Consider the following 19,562-nt stretch of genomic DNA (forward strand, 5'->3'; position numbering starts at 1 on the left):
GGTTAGCTAAAAAAGTATGTATTCAGGAAACCACTGAAAATCAAAAAGGTAAACATAACAAAGTTAAAGGTAATAAAGATGGCGATTCCGGTCGTCAACTTATTATGTGGCAGGTTCTTCAGGTGCTTACGTTTGTACCGTAGCCACCAGTCATTAACTACCAGGGCAATCCCGTGCAGGAAACCATACAGGATATAGTACCAGGTAATCCCGTGCCAGAAGCCCATCAGTACCATGTTAAGCATGTAGGCAGTCGATGACAAGGCATTCCGGTTTTTAAACCACCGCTTCTTGGTTGCCATAAAGACAAACCGCATGAAGATGTAGTCACGGAACCAGAAGGATAGGCTCATGTGCCACCGGTTCCAGAATTCCTTAATGTTCTTCGACTTGAACGGTTGGTTAAAGTTCATTGGCGTCTTAACACCCATGAAGTAAGAAATTGCCACTGCAAAGAGTGAGTATCCCGCAAAGTCAAAGAAGAGGTAGAAACCGTAAGTGTACATGACACCGAGCATGTGCCACGAGAAGGCGGTGTTATCGCCCAGCGCCAGGCGTTCAAAGAATGGGTAGAAACGTTGACCAAAGAAGTAGCCGATCACGAATTTATACAGGAAACCGAGGAAGAGGTAGAAAATTCCCTTGCTGACCATTCCTAAGTATTGGTCACGGTCGGGAACCTTCTTGTAGTCCTTTTCAAACCGCCGGTAACGGTCAATTGGTCCTGAAGTAATTGTTGGCATGAAGAGAATGAAACGGATGAATTTCCAGGGTGAAATTTCCTTAATCATGCCGTCCCGGGTCTCAATAACGGTTCCAACTGCCCGGAAAGTCAGGTAAGAGATTCCCAAGAAACCAAGCAGGGAATTATGCCCAACCATCGCTGGCGAGAGCTTAACGATTACCAGCGGAAGAATTGAGAGGGCGGAGATCAGGTAAAAGATCCCGGTCCCGTTTTGCTTTTTCCGGTAACGACTATAAAACATCACTAGGATTGTTTCGTAGATCACGTAACAAATTAAAGAGATTCCCTGTTGCCAGCTGCTTCCATCAAACATCAAGAAGATAAAAACAAAACTGACTAACGCTTCATACCAACTAAAACGTTTGCCAAAGTAAAGGCCAATCCCCAGTGGTAATAAGGCAAGGATCAAATAAAAGAAGTAAACCGGGGTACCATAGGCGCTAAAGTTTGGTAGGCTTGAAATCCAATTAATCATTATTGGTTAGCCTCTTTAATCATTTGTTTAACTGCAATCTTGCCGTTTGCAGACATTGGGAAGCTTTCTCGGTAAACAAATTGCGTCGGCATCATGTAAGGCATGATGAGGCCCTTCAAACTTTCCCGAATCTTTGTGGTGAGTTCGTTTTGGTCGACAGCGGCCTCCTTTGGGATCACGGCCGCAATCAAGTGGGCAACTTTACCATCCTTGTTGTATTTAGGGAGGGCAACAGCCTGCTTAATGTATGGACTCTTTTCCAGACTAGCCCGAACTTCATCCAGCTCAATCCGGAAACCGTGAAGTTTAATTTGGAAGTCCATCCGTCCCTTATGGTGAAGGAGCCCGTCTTCATCGAGCACCCCGGCATCACCAGTCCGGTAAGCATTTTGTCCGTTTAGTTTAAAGAACGACTGCGCAGTTTTTTCAGGGTTATTCTTGTAACCGTGGGCGACACTATCGCCAGCAATGATAATTTCACCCTGCTCATCAGGCGTAGTGACTTGCTTGCCGTCTTTCCAAATAGAAAGTTCAACGCCCGGTTTAGCATAGCCAACTGGTAACCGATCACTGTTTTCAACAATCTCAGGTGTAATTTCAATTCCAGAAACAGCAACCGTTGCTTCTGTTGGCCCGTAAGTGTTGAAAATATGAGCGTGTGGGAACCGCTTTTGTAAGTTTTTAGCAGTTTTTACCGTTAATTCTTCACCACAGAACAAAAAGTGGGTCAGGTGGCTCATTTGCTTTTCGCTAAAGGCCGGACTGAGCATGAGCATGTCAGCAAAAGAAGGCGTACCGACAAAAACATTAAGGTTAAGTGTTGGTAGCGCTGTGAAGAGCTGGCCGAAGTTTTCAACGACGTCATGAGGCAGTGCCTTGACCGTACTTGCGCTCATCAATGCGGGGTACAAGAACATATTTGAAAGGTCAAATGAGTATGGTGGCTGGCCAAGGTAGTTAGCCTTAGCTGGCAGGTTAAACTCTTCACTCAGCATCCAATTAGTAAAGGAAACTAAGTTGTCATGGCTAACCTGGACCCCTTTCGGTGAACCGGTTGTCCCAGACGTAAAAAGAATATAGGCGAGGTCATCACCTGTTACCGGGTGGGACCCGCTAAATGCATGGTGGCTTGTAAATACTTTATCAAGCTGTGTTTTATCAATAATTGGTGCGGCGACTGTCAGCTGGTCAGCTGGGAAGTCGTCAATTGCAAGAATGAGGCTTGGCTTACCAGTATCGAGGATTGATTGAATCCGTGGTAGCGCTGAGCCCGATGAAACCGGAATATAAGCATGACCAGTTTTGAGAGCGGCCATAAAGCTTGCAATCATTTCAACTTGGTGATCCCCAAATACCATGATTGGACTATGGTCAGCTAGTGTTTGCTGGTCCAGCCATGCGGCTAAACTATCAGCAGCTGCTTTTAATTCACCGTAACGAGTCTTTTTGCCCATTTCGTCGTATGCAATTTGATCAGCGTTGGTCGTTGCTATGTGATCAAAAGCAGAAACAAGGTTTTTAATCAATTTTTCTTTCCTCCACGTTAGAATTCATTATAAATAAACGGTTCTTGTCCCGCTCCATAGTAACCATATAAGTAGATAAGCAGGACAATGATGATAAAATAGAACACCGTTTTTAGGATGAACTTTAGTGTAGGATGATTCTTAATACTTTTAGCAAAGATTATGAATCACTCCTTTCGCTTATAAAAAAATACCACGATTTGCTGTAATAGTGAATTGTGGATAGTAACTTTTACCTTTTTGTAACTTTAGGTTAAAGTAACATCCCAAATTATATCTCAATAGTTAAAATTGCCAAAGTAGCAATTTTTCTTAATTTGAGTAAAGTTGTGTGTCATTGATAATCATTTTTGATAGAATGTTAACTGCAAATTTAAGAATGGAGAAAGTGATAAACATGATTAGTGGGCGCTTGAGAAATACGGAATATGTCATTAACTTGCGTGCCTTGCGTAACAATATTCAAGCTCAGCGTGCTGCCTTGCCCGCGGGTAGTAAAATCCTGGCAGTAGTGAAGGCCAACGCATATGGTCACGGCCTCGTGCCAGTTGCCCAGGCTGCGTTACGTGCTGGGGCAACCGGGATGTGTGTGGCAATTTTGGATGAGGCCTTAGAGCTACGTGATAGTGGTTTAGATATTGTTACCCTGGTGCTGGGAATTACTCCCGTCGAGGAAGCAAATGTTGCTGCTGAGGCTGGTGTCTCCTTAACAGTGGGTTCACTGGACTGGCTGACTAAGTACCACCAGTTTGCCCGTCAATTTAACTGGAAGAAGCCATTAAAAGTTCACTTGGCGGTTGATACAGGGATGGGACGGATCGGCTTTACCAACGTTGCTGAATTTGACCAGGCCGTTAAGCTGTTGCGGAGCTATCCCGAGTTTGAATTTGAGGGAATGTTCACCCACTTTGCGACTGCCGACAGTGCGGATGATACCTACTTTAATCACCAGTATGACCGGTGGGAGGAATTCATTAATAGCCTTGATGAGCTACCACCGTTCACCCACATGGCTAACTCGGCAACCGGTTTATGGCACCGTGACAAGATCACCGCTAACACAGTGCGGATGGGGATTTCGATGTTTGGCTATAATCCCTCCGGAAAAGAATTGCGTGCGGACTTAAAACTGCAACCGGTTGGTACGTTGCGGACAGCAATATGTTTTATTAAAAAATTGAAGGCCGGTGAGTCGGTTTCTTACGGTGCCACCTATACCGCCAAAAAGGATGAGTGGCTGGCAACGGTCCCAATTGGTTATGCGGACGGTTATCCACGGTGCATGACTGGCTTTAAAGTATTAGTCGATGGCCAATTCTGCCCAATTGCTGGTCGGGTTTGCATGGACCAGATGATGATTCGCCTGCCAAAGTACTATCCGGTTGATACGCCGGTGGTTCTGATGGGCAAGTCAGGGAACAATGAGATTACGGCAGAGGATATGGCTGAACAGGCAAATACGATTAATTACGAGATTTTGACGAACTTTAACAACCGGATTCACCGGAGTTACCACTATTAATGAAAGGGGAGATAGGGATGCTTAGGAAAAAGGTAAAACGTGGCGAAGTATACTATGCAGACCTATCACCAGTAGTTGGTTCTGAACAGGGTGGCGTTCGGCCAGTGTTAGTATTGCAAAATGACGTTGGCAACCACTATAGCCCGACGGTAATAGTAGCGGCGATTACGACCCAGGTACAGAAAAACAAACTGCCTACCCATGTTTTGCTTAGTAAGGATGAGACGCCCCTTGCTCATGATTCGGTTATTTTACTCGAGCAAGTAAGGACGATTGACAAGCAAAGGCTGCAAGACCGGATCACCCGGGTTAAAGCCACCCGGATGAAGGAAGTTGACCATGCGCTAAAGATTAGTTTGGGGCTGAAATAGGAAGAAGTTGGGGAACTTTTTTCGTTGTCTTGATTAGCTTTGGACGACGATATCTCTGTAATATTAAGAACCAACACAACGCAACAAGGACCCGTGATAAAGCTGAGTTTTATCACGGGTCCTTGTTGTATTTTAATTAAATGGCTTTTTTAAATCCTCAATTTCTGAAACTTGAAAGCCCTTCTTTTGGAGGCGCCGGACAACCTTAACCATCTTATCGTGGTCAACATCGGCGGGCAGGGTGAAAAGGACTTGCTTCAAGGAAGTATGCTCGGGGTCAAAGGAGAGGACATTGACAATCTGACAGTAACGCGTGATCTCCTTGGTAGCAGTCATCAAGGATCCACGTTCATCAGGAGTAGTTACTGTCAGAACGTAACTACCATTGTTAACATTCCAACCTTCTGCCAGCATTCGCAGCATGCTGTTATGGGTGAGAATGCCGTAGAATTGGTTCTCCTCGTTTAAAATGGCAATGTATGGTAAATCACGCATCGCAAAGAAAACGGAGAAAAAAGCGGAGTTGATTGAAACAAACTTAGTAGCGTTCTTTAATAGGGACGTAACCGGCAATGACATGTCCCCATTACGTGACTTATGCCGGTAAAGGTGCATCTTGTAGATGTTGCCCCGGAAAATCCGTCCCGATTTATCGAGCACGGGAACGCAACGAAAACCAGTATCTTCCAATATGGATAGTGCTTCTCCAAGGGTCGCGGTTTCTGGTAGCGTGGTTAGCTTATCCTTAGTTTTAATGAGTGAACTGAAAATCATTTTTCTGACCTCTGCTTCTTTTTAAGTGCTCCACTATCATAACATATTAGAACTAATTATGAGAGAAAAATGAGAAAAGTTTTAAAAGCAGCGGAGCGCAATTATTTTAGTTTTAAAATGTTCTACTGTATAATAAGTGTCAATATTAGTGCTGGACGGGTAGTTTGCCCGTGCGGCCTTTTTGCATTTTAGCTTGCGAAGGGATGGAAAAGATAATGAAAATGATTGTTGGCCTAGGAAATATTGGGAGTCGCTATGATGAAACCCGTCATAACACTGGCTTCATGGTTGTTGACCAGTTAGCACGGGACTACCAACTGGGTGCTTTTAGTCACCTTAAGCAAGAAGCGGTTGCTGTTTCGGGCGTGATTGATGGTGAAAAAGTGATGTTAGTGAAGCCAACGACCTTCATGAATGATTCCGGCCGGGCAGTTGGCCCCTTGGTTGATTATTACAACTTGGACCTTAAGGATTTAGTAGTGGTAAACGATGACCTAGACATGCCAGTCGGTAAGGTTCGCTTAAAGACTCATGGCGCATCTGGCGGTCATAACGGCCTAAAGAGTATTATTAACGCTCTGGGTACCAAGAACTTTAACCGGGTTAAGCTGGGGATTGACCACCCTAAGCACGGAACCGTGGTTAGCCATGTTCTTGGTAAGTTTTACAAGGATGAGCGGCCAAAGTTCGACGATGCAGTTGAAACGGCCGAACATGCACTTGAAGATTGGATTAAGGGCGAAGATTTTGCTCAACTAATGAACGACTATAACTAATAGGAGGGATTACGGAGCTGTGCGCTTAGAAAGCTTTATTGAAAAGACAAATGAATTTAAACAGGTAGCCCAACAGTGGCAACCCGGTAAGCGGCAGCTAATTACCGGTATTTCAGGATCAGCCCGGACGCTGCTCTTAGCGGGATTGCTCCACACCAGAAAGCAGCCGATCCTGGCAGTAACTGACAGCCTTAGCCATATGGAGGAACTAGCTGATGATTTAACCGACCTCCTCGGTGCTAATGAGGTGTACCAGTTCCCAGTCGAGGAAGTACTCGCCGCTGAGGTGGCTACCAGTTCACCGAATTACCGTCTGCAGCGTGTCCAGGCACTCAACGCCTTAAATAGTGGGCAGCCGGTAGTAGTGGTTGCCTCTGCTTCCGGGTTACGACGGAACGTGGTGGCACCCGACTTCTTTGCCCAATCAACATTAAAAATTGCGGTTGGTGGTGACCTTGATCCTGAGAAAGCCCGCAACCGGCTAAGTGCAATGGGCTACCAGCTGCAAAAAATGGTTCTCCGGCCGGGTGATTTTGCAATTCGGGGGTCGATTATTGATATTTACGCCCTCAATACTGATAACCCGGTCCGGATTGACCTCTTTGATACTGAAGTTGATTCCTTGCGGTACTTTGATGCCAGTACGCAGAAGAGCATTGACAACGTGAAGGAAGTTGAAATTTTACCGGCAACCGACCTTATCTTGCCACCAGCGGAATTCCCACGGGTTACAAAAGCGGTCAGCCAGGAATATGAACAGCTGAAAAAGGGGCTAGCTGATGGTGATGAAGATATTATCCAGCAGGTTAATAACCGCTTCACACCTATTTTGACGGCATTAAAGGACCATCACTTGCCAAATGAGATGCTGGAGTTTAGTAACTTACTCTACCCTGACCGTCATTCATTGCTGGATTACTTAGCGGAAGAAGGGGCTGTCTACTTAGATGACTTTACCCGGTTAAAGGACAGTGCAGATAAATTGGCCGATGAAGATCAGGGATGGCTAGAAGATAAGGTGAAGTACCGTCAGTTGACGGCAGCTCCACAGTTGAGTAGCGACCTGGTCACCTTAGTTAAGGAAGACCAGCATGCACAGCTTTTTGGTGCCCTATTAAAAAAGGGGACCGGGAACTTCCGCTTTAACCGGCTGGTTGAGTTGACCAGCCGACCAATGCAACGTTTCTTTGGGCAGATGCCCCTATTAAAGTCGGAGTTGCAACGATGGATCGACCAGGGGCAAACCATTGTCCTCTTAGCAGCTAACCAGGAACGACGGAAACAGATCGCCCAGACAATGACTGACTTCGGCATTAAGGCAGTCGAAACGGGAGCGGAAGACCTAAAAGTTAACACCGTTCAACTAGTAGCGGGAAGCCTGAATAATGGTTTTGAAATGCCGGCTGCTGGCCTGGTAATCATTACTGAGGGTGAGATGTTTAAACAGGTTAAAAAACGCCGGCACCGGCCACAAAAGCTGGCGAATGCAGAGCGAATTAAGAGTTATACCGACCTTAAGCCAGGGGACTATGTCGTTCATGTTAACCATGGGATCGGGATCTTTAGTGGGATCAAGACAATGGAAGTCGACGGTGTCCACCAGGATTACATGATCATTAATTACCGGAACAACGCCCAGATCTTTGTCCCGGTTACCCAGTTAAACTTGGTCCAAAAGTACGTTTCCTCCGAATCGAAAACCCCACGGATTAACCGGCTCGGTGGTAATGAATGGGCAAAGACAAAGCGACGGGTCGCCTCAAAGGTTGAAGATATCGCTGATGAGTTAGTTGACCTCTATGCTAAGCGGGAAGCAGCAAAGGGGTATGCCTTTCCAAAGGATGATTACCTCCAAGACCAGTTTGATGCTAACTTTCCTTATAATGAAACCCGCGACCAGTTGCGGAGTATTAAGGAAGTTAAGCTTGATATGGAAAAGCCACGACCGATGGACCGCTTGCTGGTCGGGGATGTTGGCTATGGCAAAACCGAAGTGGCAATGCGGGCAATCTTCAAGGCTGTCACTGGTGGAAAGCAGGTTGCCTTCCTGGTGCCAACAACGGTGTTAGCACAGCAGCACTTTGATACGCTGAGCAAACGCTTTGCTGGGTTTCCAGTAAAGATCGCCCTGATGTCTCGCTTTAAGACCAATAAGGAGTTAAAGGAAACGGATAAGGGATTAGCAGACGGCACTATTGACGTTGTTGTGGGGACCCACCGGATTCTCTCCAAGGATGTTAAGTTTAACGACCTGGGCCTCGTGATTGTTGACGAAGAGCAACGATTTGGTGTTAAGCACAAGGAACGGTTAAAGAAATTGAAGAACAATGTCGATGTCTTGACACTTACCGCCACCCCAATCCCCCGAACCCTCAATATGTCAATGCTCGGTGTTCGAGACCTGTCAGTACTAGAGACTCCGCCGGCAGGACGTTTCCCAATCCAGACTTACGTGATGGAACAAAATGCTGGAGCCATTCGGGATGGAATCATGCGTGAAATGCAACGTGGCGGTCAGGTTTACTACCTGCACAACCGGGTTAGCGACATTGAAGAGACCGTCATGAAGCTTCAAGAGCTGGTTCCCGAAGCCCAAATTGGCTTTATCCACGGTAAGATGAGCGAAAATGAGCTGGAGACAGTTTTGTACGACTTCATCCAGGGGAACTATGATGTGTTAGTCACCACCTCGATTATCGAAACCGGGGTTGATATTCCAAACGTCAATACCCTGTTTGTTGAAAACGCGGACCACCTTGGTCTGGCACAGCTTTACCAGATCCGTGGTCGGATTGGCCGGAGCAACCGGGTGGCCTACGCCTACTTTATGTACCAGCCAAATAAGGTATTAACGGAACTTGGTGAAAAACGGTTAGCCGCAATCCGTGACTTTACGGAGCTTGGTTCTGGATTTAAGATCGCAATGCGGGACCTATCAATTCGTGGTGCTGGGAACATCCTTGGCAAGCAGCAGCACGGGTTCATCGACTCAGTTGGTTATGACCTGTACTCGGCAATGTTAAACGAGGCCGTTGCAAAGAAGCAGGGAAAGAAGAAAGCTGCTCATGCCGACGCCGAAGTTGAACTAGGGGTCGAGGCATACCTCCCAGATAGCTATGTTGATGACCAACGACAGAAGATTGAACTATACAAGACAATCCGGCAGGCAGAAGATGACGATGAACTGTTGGAAATACAGGGGGACCTGATTGACCGGTTTGGTGATTATCCAACAGCGGTTGGTAACTTGCTCCTCATAAGTAAGCTCAAGCAGCATGCGGATGAGGCGATGATTAGCCAAATTAAACGGCAACGGGATAATATCTTAATTACGTTCACCCCGGCAGGTAGCCACATGGTTAAGGCACCAACAATCATCAAGCTCCTGGCCAAGACAAGGTTTAAAGCCACGCTCGGTGAACAGGACGATCAGTTGACGGTTCGGTTGGTAATTCAGCCAAAGATGACAACCGCGGACTGGCTTAACCAACTATTGAAGTTTGTGACGGGGCTGAGCACAGTTATAATTGAAGAAAACTCAAGGACAGTTAAAGAATAATGGAGGAGAATATGCGTTTAGATAAGTTTTTAAAGGTATCACGGATTATTAAGCGACGGTCAGTGGCAAAAGAAATTGCTGACCAGGGACGGATTCTGATTAATAACCTGCCTGCTAAGTCTTCAAGCAAGGTTAAGGTTGGTGACACTTTAACTATTAAGTTTGGTAATAAGACGGAAACCATTAAGATTAACCGGATTGTTGAAACAACCAAGAAGAGTGAGGCAGAAGATATGTATGAAATCCTAGATGAAACTTACGCTGAAGACTTCAACTAGGATTGATTATAAAAAATTTGATATTTAGCTGCTATTTGCGGTGGACAATTGCGGGGGCCCCTTGCTATACTTAGAATGTTATAAGCAAAAGAAGTGAGGGGAAAGCATGAAAAGCCAGGGTGATAATAAAGTTTCACAGCTTAATACACCGTATGTCCACAAGTTTTCGGCTGATCAGCAAAGACACAGAGTTCACGTTCGGCGTTGCCGGCGGATTGTGATTGCCTTTTTAGTAGTCTTTATTGTTTTAGGAATTCAAATTTCCTACAGTAAGCGGACGCTAGCAAAGGTCAATAATAATATTTCCCAGTCGCAGGCCCAGTTAAGGGACCAGCAGAAGACAAGCAAGCAGTTAAAACAAAAAATTAAGCTGTTGCACGATCCGGATTACATTCAACAAGTGGTTCGTGCAAAGTATAACTACTCAAAAAAGGGCGAAACGGTTTATAATTTGGATAACTAGTTACGTTTTCGGTTGCGGGTATGTTATACTCAACACATTAAATTATAAATTTAGGTGACTCGAGGAGGATCTATTAGTTTCATGGCAATTGAAGTGGGAGCAAAGGTTTCCGGCAAGGTTTCGGGAATCACGAATTTTGGTGCATTTGTCGACTTAGATGACAACCAAACAGGGTTAGTTCACATTAGCCAAATTTCTGATAAATATATTAAAGATGTTCATGATGTCTTGTCAGTTGGTGACACGGTGACAGTAAAGGTGATGAAGATCGGTGATGACGGTAAGATTGCCTTGTCAATGAAGGCAGCTGCACCGCACGAACATAAAGAACATCATGATCATGACCATCATTTCCATGGTGAGAATAAGCGCCACTTCCACCATGAGAACCGCAACAATGATTTCCACGGTCATCAAAATAATTATCGTGGTGGCTTCAACGGTGGACGTCACAACCACAATAGTCACCAACATGAAGACTTTAATGACATGCTGGCTGGCTACTTAAAAGAAAGTGAATCACGGTTATCCACATTAAAGCGTCAAACAGACGGTAAGCGTGGTGGCCGCGGCGGTCGGCGGAGCTAGTCACCATGACGAAGCTCGAAGAAGATTTTAAGCGACACCTGGAAGGGCGTCGTTTTTTTAGTAAAGACGATACGGTAGTCGTTGCTGTTTCCACGGGAGTCGATTCAATGGTCCTCCTCCACCTATTAGAAAGTTTGCCATTGGAGATGCGGCCACAAATAATCGTGGCACACGTTAACCATGAGTTGAGAGAGCAGAGTGGCGTAGAAGAGCAGTTTATCCGTAGCTACTGTAATATCCATAATTTACCGCTAGTGGTTTGCCACTGGCCGGTTAACCAGCATCCCCGCAATGGTGTTGAAGAAGCGGCGCGGCGATTTAGGTACCACTTTTTTGCCCGGGTGATGGCAACGAAAAATACTGACTTTGTAGTGACGGCGCACCACCAAAATGATTTGGCAGAAACGATGCTAATGAAGCTGGCCCGGGGCGGTCAATTAAACCAGCTGGTAGGAATAGCCGATATTCGGCCCTTCGCTGGCGGCCAGCTGGTTCGTCCACTACTCCCTTTTTCTAAGGACCGCTTAATTAATTATGCGCGTGCACACGATTTAACATGGTACGAGGATAGTACTAACAACGATTTAGCAATTACCCGCAACCGGTACCGGCACGAAATTATTCCGGCACTGGAAAAGGAAAACCCACGCCTGTTGGACCACCTGAGCAGCTACCATCAACAATTAGCTGATTTGCTAGCGTGGCGTGACCAACAATTATCTGTCTACCTTAGAGAGTTAACAAAAGGAGGAAAACTTTCTCTGGAGGGATGGCGTACCCTGCTGTCACCGATGAAGAAGCTAGTCTTGCAACGGTGGTTAGAGCGGACTACTAAGGGACTCAAGCAGTCATTATTAGACGAGTTGGTTATCGCACTGGATAACCCGTCGACACCCCAGCAACAGCTCCTTTTGCCGGGAAAACAAGTACTGGTAAAAGATTATGACTGGTGTTTTGTTACATCTGAAGAAAAATTAGCTATGGGGGTCCAAAATAATACGGCGCATATGGTAGAATTGGGCCAATGGTATTTCGTAAATGACCAGCGAATTTTGGTGTCAACAACTGAACTCGATGCAAAATCAGGAGGCACGGCCCAGGAAATGTGGCTTGCGCCGGACCAGTTTCCACTGTCTATTCGCAAGTGGACGAGTGGTGATACTCTCCGTTTAAAAAATGGTGGTCAACAAAAGGTGCGGCGGATATTGATTGACCAAAAAGTGCCCAATAGTCAACGGCAACGACAGCAAGTGTTAGTTGACGCAAAGGGAGAAGTTGTTTGGCTGATCGGCCGCAAGTGGAGCTGGTTTGCACGACCAGTTGATTTTCAACAAAAATGGCAAAAGGTTATTATTTATAAACAAAGCAAGTAGGGGAGAGTTATTATGAATAACGACATTGAAAAAGTGTTGTACAGTGCAGAAGACATTCAGAAGACAATTGGTAAACTGGCAGATCAGTTGTCAGAAGAATACAAGGACAAGGATCCGCTGATTCTCTGTGTCTTGACCGGTGCGGTACTTTTTACCGTTGACCTGATTGAAAAGATGGATATCATGGCGCAGATGGACTTTATTGATGTCTCAACCTACTTTGGTGGGACGGCAACGACTGGTCAATTAAAGTTGATCCATGACATGACTGCTGACGTGAAGGGCCGGAACGTGTTAATCACTGAGGACATCGTTGACAGTGGTCGGACGCTTCAGTACCTGGTTAACCTGTTAAAGGAACGGGGTGCAAAGAGCGTCAAGACAGTTTCACTACTGAACAAGCCGGAAGGTCGCGAATTTGACGTTAATGTTGAATATTACGGCTATAAAGTGCCAAACGAATTTTTGGTTGGTTACGGCCTTGACTACAAGGGCTACTACCGGAATCTTCCGTATGTAGGTATTTTGAAGCCGTCAGTTTACAGTGAAGATTAATTGCCAGCGATTTAATGGTCAACGATTGTCAAGTATGCTATCATAGTTGTTACAATTAATTTGTTGCTGGTAGATAGGAGGTTGTTATGAACAACAATCGGCGAAATAATAATTTTACTCATAACGTTCTCTTCTACGCAGTGATGTTCTTATGCATTATGGGTATTGCTTACTTTTTCTTTGGTGGTAACCAATCCACGGGTCAAAGCAAGACGGTTACCCAGAGCGAGTTTATCTCTGAACTGAAGAGCAACAAGATAAAGAGTGTCCAGCTTCAGCCAAACGGCGGTGTTTACAAGGTTACCGGGACTTATCGCAAGCCACAGGCCAATAATAGTAATAACAACGCCAATGGCGGCTTTGCTTTATCCACACAACGCAACAACAAGGTTTCACAATTCCAAAGTTCGGTGCTTGAAAGTGACGTAACGGTGAGCCAACTCCAACGGTATGCGAACAAGCATAACGTAAAAGTAAGTACCCGCGCTGAAGAATCGAACAGTATTTGGATGAACTTGCTGTTAACGGTCTTGCCACTGGTCATCATGATTTTCTTCTTCTACATGATGATGGGCCAAGCTGGCCAAGGCGGTGGCGGCCGTGGGGTAATGAGTTTTGGTAAGACCAAGGCTAAACCAGCGGATGCCAAGAAGAACAAGGTTCGTTTCTCAGATGTTGCTGGGGAAGAAGAAGAAAAGCAGGAACTGGTTGAAGTTGTTGAATTCTTGAAGAATCCAAAGAAATTCACCAAGTTGGGTGCTAAGATTCCATCTGGTGTCCTCTTGGAGGGGCCCCCGGGTACTGGTAAGACTTTGCTGGCCAAGGCCGTTGCCGGTGAATCAGGGGTACCATTCTTCTCGATTTCTGGTTCTGACTTCGTTGAAATGTTCGTCGGGGTTGGTGCCAGTCGTGTCCGGGACCTCTTTGACCAAGCTAAGAAGGCCGCACCAGCCATCATCTTCATTGATGAAATTGATGCGGTTGGTCGTCGCCGTGGAAACGGTATGGGCGGTGGCCACGATGAACGTGAACAAACCCTTAACCAACTGTTAGTTGAAATGGACGGGTTCCAAGGTGACGAAGGGGTCATTGTAATGGCTGCTACTAACCGGTCTGATGTCTTGGACCCTGCCTTACTGCGGCCAGGCCGGTTTGACCGTAAGATCCTGGTTGGCCGTCCTGATGTTAAGGGACGTGAAGCTATTCTGCGGGTTCACGCGAAGAATAAGCCACTGGCTAGCGACGTTGACCTGAAGGAAATTGCTAAGCAAACTCCTGGCTTCGTGGGTGCTGACCTTGCCAACCTGCTAAACGAAGCGGCATTACTTGCTGCTCGTCGTAACAAGACGCAGATTGACGCGGCGGACCTAGATGAAGCTGAAGACCGGGTTATCGCTGGTCCAGCTAAGCACGACCGGGTTCAATCACCACAAGAACGGAAGACAGTAGCTTACCACGAAGCTGGTCACACCATTGTTGGTCTGGTCTTAAATGATGCCCGGGTTGTCCACAAGGTTACGATCGTGCCTCGTGGCCGTGCCGGTGGTTACGCAATTATGCTGCCACGGGAAGACCAAATGCTGATGTCAAAGAAGAATGCCGAAGAACAGATCGCCGGTTTGATGGGTGGTCGTGCGGCTGAAGAATTGATCTTCAAGTCCCAATCTTCGGGTGCTTCAAATGACTTTGAACAGGCAACCCAGATTGCTCGTGCAATGGTTACCCAATACGGGATGAGTGACAAGATTGGCCCAGTTGAACTGCAAAGCTCCGGTCAAGTATTTACTGGCCAAGGTTATGACCAATCGACTTACTCGGAAAAGACCGCGGCACTGGTTGATGAAGAAGTACGGCGGATCTTGAATGAAGGCCATGAAACGGCCCTCCACATCCTGGAAACCCACCGTGAGCAGCACAAGGTAATTGCCGAAGCATTACTTAAGTATGAAACGCTGGATGAAAAGGAAATTCTTAGTCTTTACAAGACAGGGAAGATCCCTGAAAAGGCACATGCTGATGCTGACGAAGAAGCATACGCACAAACCTTTGAAGAATCCAAGCGGGCATTGGAACGGATGGAAGACGAAAAGCGGACTGACAAGGCAAACGAAAACAAAGAATTGCCTACTAGTCAGGACACTGATGATAGTAAGCCAACCGATACTGATGCTGGTTCAGCAAAGTCAACCGATGATGACCATCATTCGGATGACGATTCTGACCACCAAGATTAATAAAATGATAGAATAGGAGTGTATGAGCTAAACAAGGTTCGCGCTCCTATTTTTATTTGCTAAGGAGGAAGATGAAAAGATGAAAACGACTGACTATTTAGTTAAGAGTATGACGAAGGATGGTAAGTTCCGTGCTTATGCGGTTAATGCTACCCAACTGGTTGAAAAAGCGCATGAAATTCATGATACCTGGTCGGCTTCTTCAGCGGCATTAGGACGGACGCTAGTGGGGACCGTCCTGCTGGCAACTGCTGGGCTGGAAGGCGATGCCGGAATGACCGTTAAGATTCAAGGTAATGGGCCAGTGGGCTACATTGTGGCTGACGGAACGCCTAAAGGAACCGTTAAGGGTTACATGGGCAATCCACATGTAAACTTGCCTGCTAATAGCAAAGGGAAGATTGATGTAGCTGGTGCAGTTGGTACGAAGGGAACCCTTTCTGTAACCAAGATGACTCCGGGAGACAAGACCCCTTATACGGGTGAAGTTAACCTGGTTTCTGGTGAATTAGGTGATGACTTCACTTACTACCTTGCCCAGTCTGAACAAATCCCATCCGCGGTTGGCTTGTCTGTCTTTGTCAACACTGACGACAGTATTGAAGTTGCTGGTGGCTTTATGATCCAAGTAATGCCAGGTGCTAGTGATGAAGAAATCACTAAACTAGAAAAGACGTTAAAGGGTCTACCACTAGTTTCCGAAATGCTCCGCGATGGTGATACGCCAGAAGATATCTTGAAGAAGCTTTTCGGTGATGACTTGAAGATCTTGGATAAGATGCCAGTCCGCTACGAGTGCAACTGTTCCAAGCAGCGGTTTGCACATGCGCTTGAAAGCCTGAGTACGAAGGACCTTAAGCAGCTGATTGATGAGGATCACCATGCGGAGACAGTTTGTCAATTCTGTGGTAAAAAGTATGAGTTTAATGAAAACGAACTTCAACTGATTTACGATAAAAAAGTTGCTGATGCAGAAGCCGATAAGGAAATGGCGGAAAAAGAAAAGCAAGCCGAAAAGAAAGATGACCAAAAGTAGTTACTTGGTTCCTGGACGGTTGATGTGCTATGATGGTTGAGTTATCGAACCAATAATAAGCGCACAATTGAAGCCAGCTCACTTGTGCCAAATTTAGTAATGAGGTGAAAGTATGAAGTGGAAGATTGGCGATGTCGATATCCCAAACCAAGTTGTTGTTGCGCCGATGGCCGGGGTGACTAACTCTGCCTTTCGGGTAATTTGTAAAGAGTTTGGTGCTGGCTACGTGGTTTGTGAAATGATTTCTGACCGCGGGATTATGTACCACAATAAAAAGACACTGAACATGATGGATGTTGACCCGAGTGAACACCCAATGGGAATCCAAATTTTTGGTGGAACAAAGGAAACGCTGGTTGAAGCTGCTAAGTATGTTGACCAGCACACCGCTGCCGATGTAATTGACATCAATATGGGGTGCCCAGTTAACAAGGTCGTTAAGACGGATGCTGGTGCACGCTGGTTGCTTGACCCTAATAAGGTTTATGAAATGGTCTCTTACGTTACCGATGCTGTAAAAAAGCCAGTAACGGTGAAGATGCGGACCGGTTGGGATGATAAGCATATTTACGCAGTTGACAATGCACTAGCTGCCGAACGAGCTGGTGCCGCAGCTATTGCAATGCATGGCCGGACAAGAAAACAGATGTATACGGGACACGCTGATTGGAATATACTAAAAGAGGTTGCCAGTCACTTAACGATCCCGTTCATGGCTAATGGTGATATTCGGACACCTGAAGATGCCAAGAAGGTCTTAGAAATGACCGGGGCAACTGCCGCAATGATTGGCCGGGCTGCCATGGGGAACCCGTGGATGCTGACCAGGACGGAGCACTATTTGGAAACTGGTGAGTTACTACCTGAGGCGACACCAGAGAAGAAGATTAAGATGGCCAAGGAGCACCTGAACCGGTTGATCGATTTAAAGGGTGAATACATTGGTGTCCGTGAGTTCCGTGGACTGTCAACTTACTACCTAAAGGGTATTCCACGTTCTGCGCGGACAAAGGCTAAGTTAGTTGAAGCAGAGACGCGCCAAGAGATGAACGATATCTTTGATGAATTTGCGGAAAAGACAGCCGAACGGGAAGCTAAGCAAGCTGCAAAAAAAGAAGCTCAATAAGAGGAGGAGAAATCTGTGTCACAAGAACTAGATCAAATGCGTGTTCGTCGTGAAAAAATGGAAGAACTGAAGGAAGCCGGAATTGAACCATTTGGCCGGCGCTTCAAGCGGGACCACCTAGCACAACAAATTCATGACGAATATGATAAGTATGACAAGGAAGAATTGAATGAAAAGGGCGAAATGGTTATCATTGCCGGCCGGATGACCCGGAAGCGGAGCAGTGGGAAGGCAGGCTTCGCTGACTTCGTTGACCGGACCGGTAAGATCCAGGTATACGCTCGTAAGGACATGGTTGGAGACGAACCATACCACATCTTTAAGCGGGCTGATATTGGTGATTTTCTCGGAATTGAAGGGGATGTTATCAAGACTAATACTGGTGAATTAACCGTTCGTGCCCACAAGATTACATTCCTGGCAAAGGCATTGCGGCCGCTTCCTAACAAGTGGGAAGGGGTTACTGACCCAGAGACGATTTACCGTCAGCGTTACCTTGATCTGATTTCTAATCCAGAAAGCTTCAAGCGGTTCCACCAACGGACAGCAATTATCAAGGCTGTGCGGAAGTACATGGATGAACATGGCTTTACCGAAGTGGAAACGCCGATCCTAAACACCCAGGCCGGTGGTGCCAATGCACGGCCATTTGTTACCCACCACAACGCTCTGGATATTGACATGTACCTGCGGATTGCAACTGAATTGTACCTGAAGCGGCTAATTGTTGGTGGCTTTGAACGGGTTTATGAATTAGGCCGGATCTTCCGGAATGAAGGGATGGACCCACACCACAACCCAGAATTTACGACGATGGAAACTTATGCAGCCTACTTTGACTTCCATGATGTAATGGATGAAACAGAGGGAATTGTAAAGGCCGCTGCAAAGGTGGTTTCTGATGATGGTAAGATTACCTACCAAGGACGTGAGATTGATCTTGGTGGTGACTTTAAGCGGGTTACTATGGTTGATGCGGTTAAGGAAAAGACGGGCATCGACTTTAGTGACAAGTCAATGACTGATGAAGATGCAAAGAAATTGGCTGATGAACATAAGGTTGAATACAAGCCTTACTGGACTAAGGGCCACATCTTAAACGCATTCTTTGAAGAATTTGTTGAAGATACCCTGATTCAACCAACCTTTGTTTACGAATACCCAGTGGAAGTTTCACCATTGGCAAAGCGGAACAAAGAAAATCCTGAAATGACCGACCGGTTTGAACTGTATGTTGATGGTAGCGAACTGGGGAACGCCTTCAGTGAATTGAATGACCCAATTGACCAGAAGGAACGGTTTGAGATGCAGGCAAAGGAAAAGGCTAACGGTAATGATGAAGCCGAACCAGTGGACTTAGACTACGTTCAGGCTCTTGAATATGGGATGCCGCCAACAGGTGGTCTTGGTATCGGAATTGACCGGTTAGTAATGCTATTGACCGATGCAAAGTCAATTCGTGACGTTATCCTCTTCCCAACAATGCGTCCGGAAAAGGAAGGAAAAAACAAAAAGTAGAATTGAAGAGAAGGCTTTGCCACACTTATTAACAGGTGTGACAAAGCTTTTTTGTTTAATTAAAGGACACCAAAGATGGTCGCCTGGGAATACTTGGCTGGTTGTACGAATGGTCTGGTTGACAAGTATTTTGACATGCTAGTTGTGAATAAAAAGATAGGATGAAATTCGACAAAATTTGGAAGTAATTATTAAAAAAATTGACTGTATATCATCGACATATCAAAAAATAAGACGCACATTATTTTTGGTTTTTCTTATTTTATTGCTTTTTTTGACGAAAAACTGAATAAAATTGTCGGGCTATGATTATTCGTTCAGGTTTAAAAAATAACTGAAATTAGTTTAAATAAATCGTTGACAATGGGTTGAGATATCGGTATAGTAAATACCGTTGCTTGAGGCGACTGGTTAAGATAAGTTGATTAAATAAACTTGTTGACAGTTCCGGAGTGACATGATATATTATTGAAGTTGCTTGGTTGAAGTTGCTTGATCAGCTGAAAATAGTTGTTGACTTCAACCGGCAGATATGATATAATGAATTTGTTAGTTAACTGCTAATAAGGTAGACCTTTGAAAACTGAACAAAGTTTCGACGAATCAAATGTGTAGGGTCTTCGATCACTTCGGTGATTGGAGC

17 protein-coding genes are annotated in these 19,562 nt (G+C 45.7%); 13 read left to right on the forward strand and 4 right to left on the reverse strand.

Annotated elements, in window-relative coordinates:
• Positions 1 to 2 precede the first annotated feature (2 nt).
• The 3 genes from dltB to QOS07_RS02815 are packed head-to-tail and all read right to left on the reverse strand — an operon-like array spanning position 3 to position 2,907.
• Positions 3 to 1,220 (reverse strand): D-alanyl-lipoteichoic acid biosynthesis protein DltB, encoded by a 1,218-nt coding sequence (gene dltB, locus QOS07_RS02805; protein WP_283587487.1) that lies wholly within the window; start codon positions 1,218 to 1,220, stop codon positions 3 to 5.
• Positions 1,220 to 2,746, reverse strand: a complete 1,527-nt coding sequence (gene dltA, locus QOS07_RS02810; RefSeq protein WP_283587488.1) for a D-alanine--poly(phosphoribitol) ligase subunit DltA — start codon at positions 2,744 to 2,746, stop codon at positions 1,220 to 1,222. The genes dltB and dltA overlap by 1 nt, the downstream gene beginning before the upstream one ends.
• Before the next feature lie 17 nt (positions 2,747 to 2,763).
• Positions 2,764 to 2,907, reverse strand: coding sequence for a teichoic acid D-Ala incorporation-associated protein DltX (locus QOS07_RS02815; RefSeq protein WP_283587505.1), 144 nt, complete (start codon positions 2,905 to 2,907; stop codon positions 2,764 to 2,766).
• A 236-nt stretch (positions 2,908 to 3,143) separates the two neighbouring features.
• Between QOS07_RS02815 and alr the strand changes: the two genes are divergently transcribed.
• Together alr and QOS07_RS02825 are read left to right on the forward strand one after the other, a co-directional pair.
• Positions 3,144 to 4,268, forward strand: coding sequence for an alanine racemase (alr, locus tag QOS07_RS02820; RefSeq protein WP_283587506.1), 1,125 nt, complete (start codon positions 3,144 to 3,146; stop codon positions 4,266 to 4,268).
• 17 nt (positions 4,269 to 4,285) lie between these two features.
• Complete coding sequence (locus QOS07_RS02825; protein ID WP_283587489.1) at positions 4,286 to 4,639, forward strand: type II toxin-antitoxin system PemK/MazF family toxin; 354 nt, start codon at positions 4,286 to 4,288, stop codon at positions 4,637 to 4,639.
• Between the two features lie 132 nt (positions 4,640 to 4,771).
• On the opposite strand, the gene cbpA is transcribed toward QOS07_RS02825, so the two are convergent.
• On the reverse strand, positions 4,772 to 5,413 hold the full coding sequence (cbpA, locus tag QOS07_RS02830; protein ID WP_283587490.1) for a cyclic di-AMP binding protein CbpA: 642 nt from the start codon (positions 5,411 to 5,413) through the stop codon (positions 4,772 to 4,774).
• A 215-nt stretch (positions 5,414 to 5,628) separates the two neighbouring features.
• Between cbpA and pth the strand changes: the two genes are divergently transcribed.
• From pth to lysS, 11 genes are all read left to right on the forward strand, one after another.
• On the forward strand, positions 5,629 to 6,189 hold the full coding sequence (gene pth / locus QOS07_RS02835) for an aminoacyl-tRNA hydrolase (RefSeq protein WP_283587491.1): 561 nt from the start codon (positions 5,629 to 5,631) through the stop codon (positions 6,187 to 6,189).
• Positions 6,190 to 6,208: 19 nt separating this feature from the next.
• Positions 6,209 to 9,748: a transcription-repair coupling factor gene (gene mfd / locus QOS07_RS02840; protein WP_283587492.1), complete on the forward strand. Its 3,540-nt coding sequence runs from the start codon at positions 6,209 to 6,211 to the stop codon at positions 9,746 to 9,748.
• A gap of 11 nt (positions 9,749 to 9,759) precedes the next feature.
• Positions 9,760 to 10,026, forward strand: a complete 267-nt coding sequence (locus QOS07_RS02845; RefSeq protein ID WP_283587493.1) for an RNA-binding S4 domain-containing protein — start codon at positions 9,760 to 9,762, stop codon at positions 10,024 to 10,026.
• Positions 10,027 to 10,132: 106 nt separating this feature from the next.
• Positions 10,133 to 10,489, forward strand: coding sequence for an FtsB family cell division protein (locus QOS07_RS02850; RefSeq protein WP_283587494.1), 357 nt, complete (start codon positions 10,133 to 10,135; stop codon positions 10,487 to 10,489).
• A gap of 81 nt (positions 10,490 to 10,570) precedes the next feature.
• Positions 10,571 to 11,077, forward strand: a complete 507-nt coding sequence (locus QOS07_RS02855) for a S1 domain-containing RNA-binding protein (RefSeq protein WP_283587495.1) — start codon at positions 10,571 to 10,573, stop codon at positions 11,075 to 11,077.
• 5 nt (positions 11,078 to 11,082) lie between these two features.
• Positions 11,083 to 12,450, forward strand: coding sequence for a tRNA lysidine(34) synthetase TilS (tilS, locus tag QOS07_RS02860; protein WP_283587496.1), 1,368 nt, complete (start codon positions 11,083 to 11,085; stop codon positions 12,448 to 12,450).
• Between the two features lie 12 nt (positions 12,451 to 12,462).
• Entirely contained in the window at positions 12,463 to 13,005 is a 543-nt protein-coding gene (hpt, locus tag QOS07_RS02865) for a hypoxanthine phosphoribosyltransferase (protein WP_283587497.1), read from the forward strand.
• A gap of 86 nt (positions 13,006 to 13,091) precedes the next feature.
• Complete coding sequence (ftsH, locus tag QOS07_RS02870; RefSeq protein WP_283587498.1) at positions 13,092 to 15,239, forward strand: ATP-dependent zinc metalloprotease FtsH; 2,148 nt, start codon at positions 13,092 to 13,094, stop codon at positions 15,237 to 15,239.
• 79 nt (positions 15,240 to 15,318) lie between these two features.
• Entirely contained in the window at positions 15,319 to 16,275 is a 957-nt protein-coding gene (gene hslO / locus QOS07_RS02875; protein WP_283587499.1) for an Hsp33 family molecular chaperone HslO, read from the forward strand.
• 112 nt (positions 16,276 to 16,387) lie between these two features.
• Positions 16,388 to 17,401 (forward strand): tRNA dihydrouridine synthase DusB, encoded by a 1,014-nt coding sequence (gene dusB / locus QOS07_RS02880; RefSeq protein ID WP_283587500.1) that lies wholly within the window; start codon positions 16,388 to 16,390, stop codon positions 17,399 to 17,401.
• Between the two features lie 15 nt (positions 17,402 to 17,416).
• Entirely contained in the window at positions 17,417 to 18,919 is a 1,503-nt protein-coding gene (gene lysS, locus QOS07_RS02885; RefSeq protein ID WP_283587501.1) for a lysine--tRNA ligase, read from the forward strand.
• The last annotated feature ends 643 nt before the right edge of the window (positions 18,920 to 19,562 follow it).

The organism is Limosilactobacillus viscerum (genome assembly GCF_947387525.1).
GTDB classification, from domain to species: domain Bacteria; phylum Bacillota; class Bacilli; order Lactobacillales; family Lactobacillaceae; genus Limosilactobacillus; species Limosilactobacillus viscerum.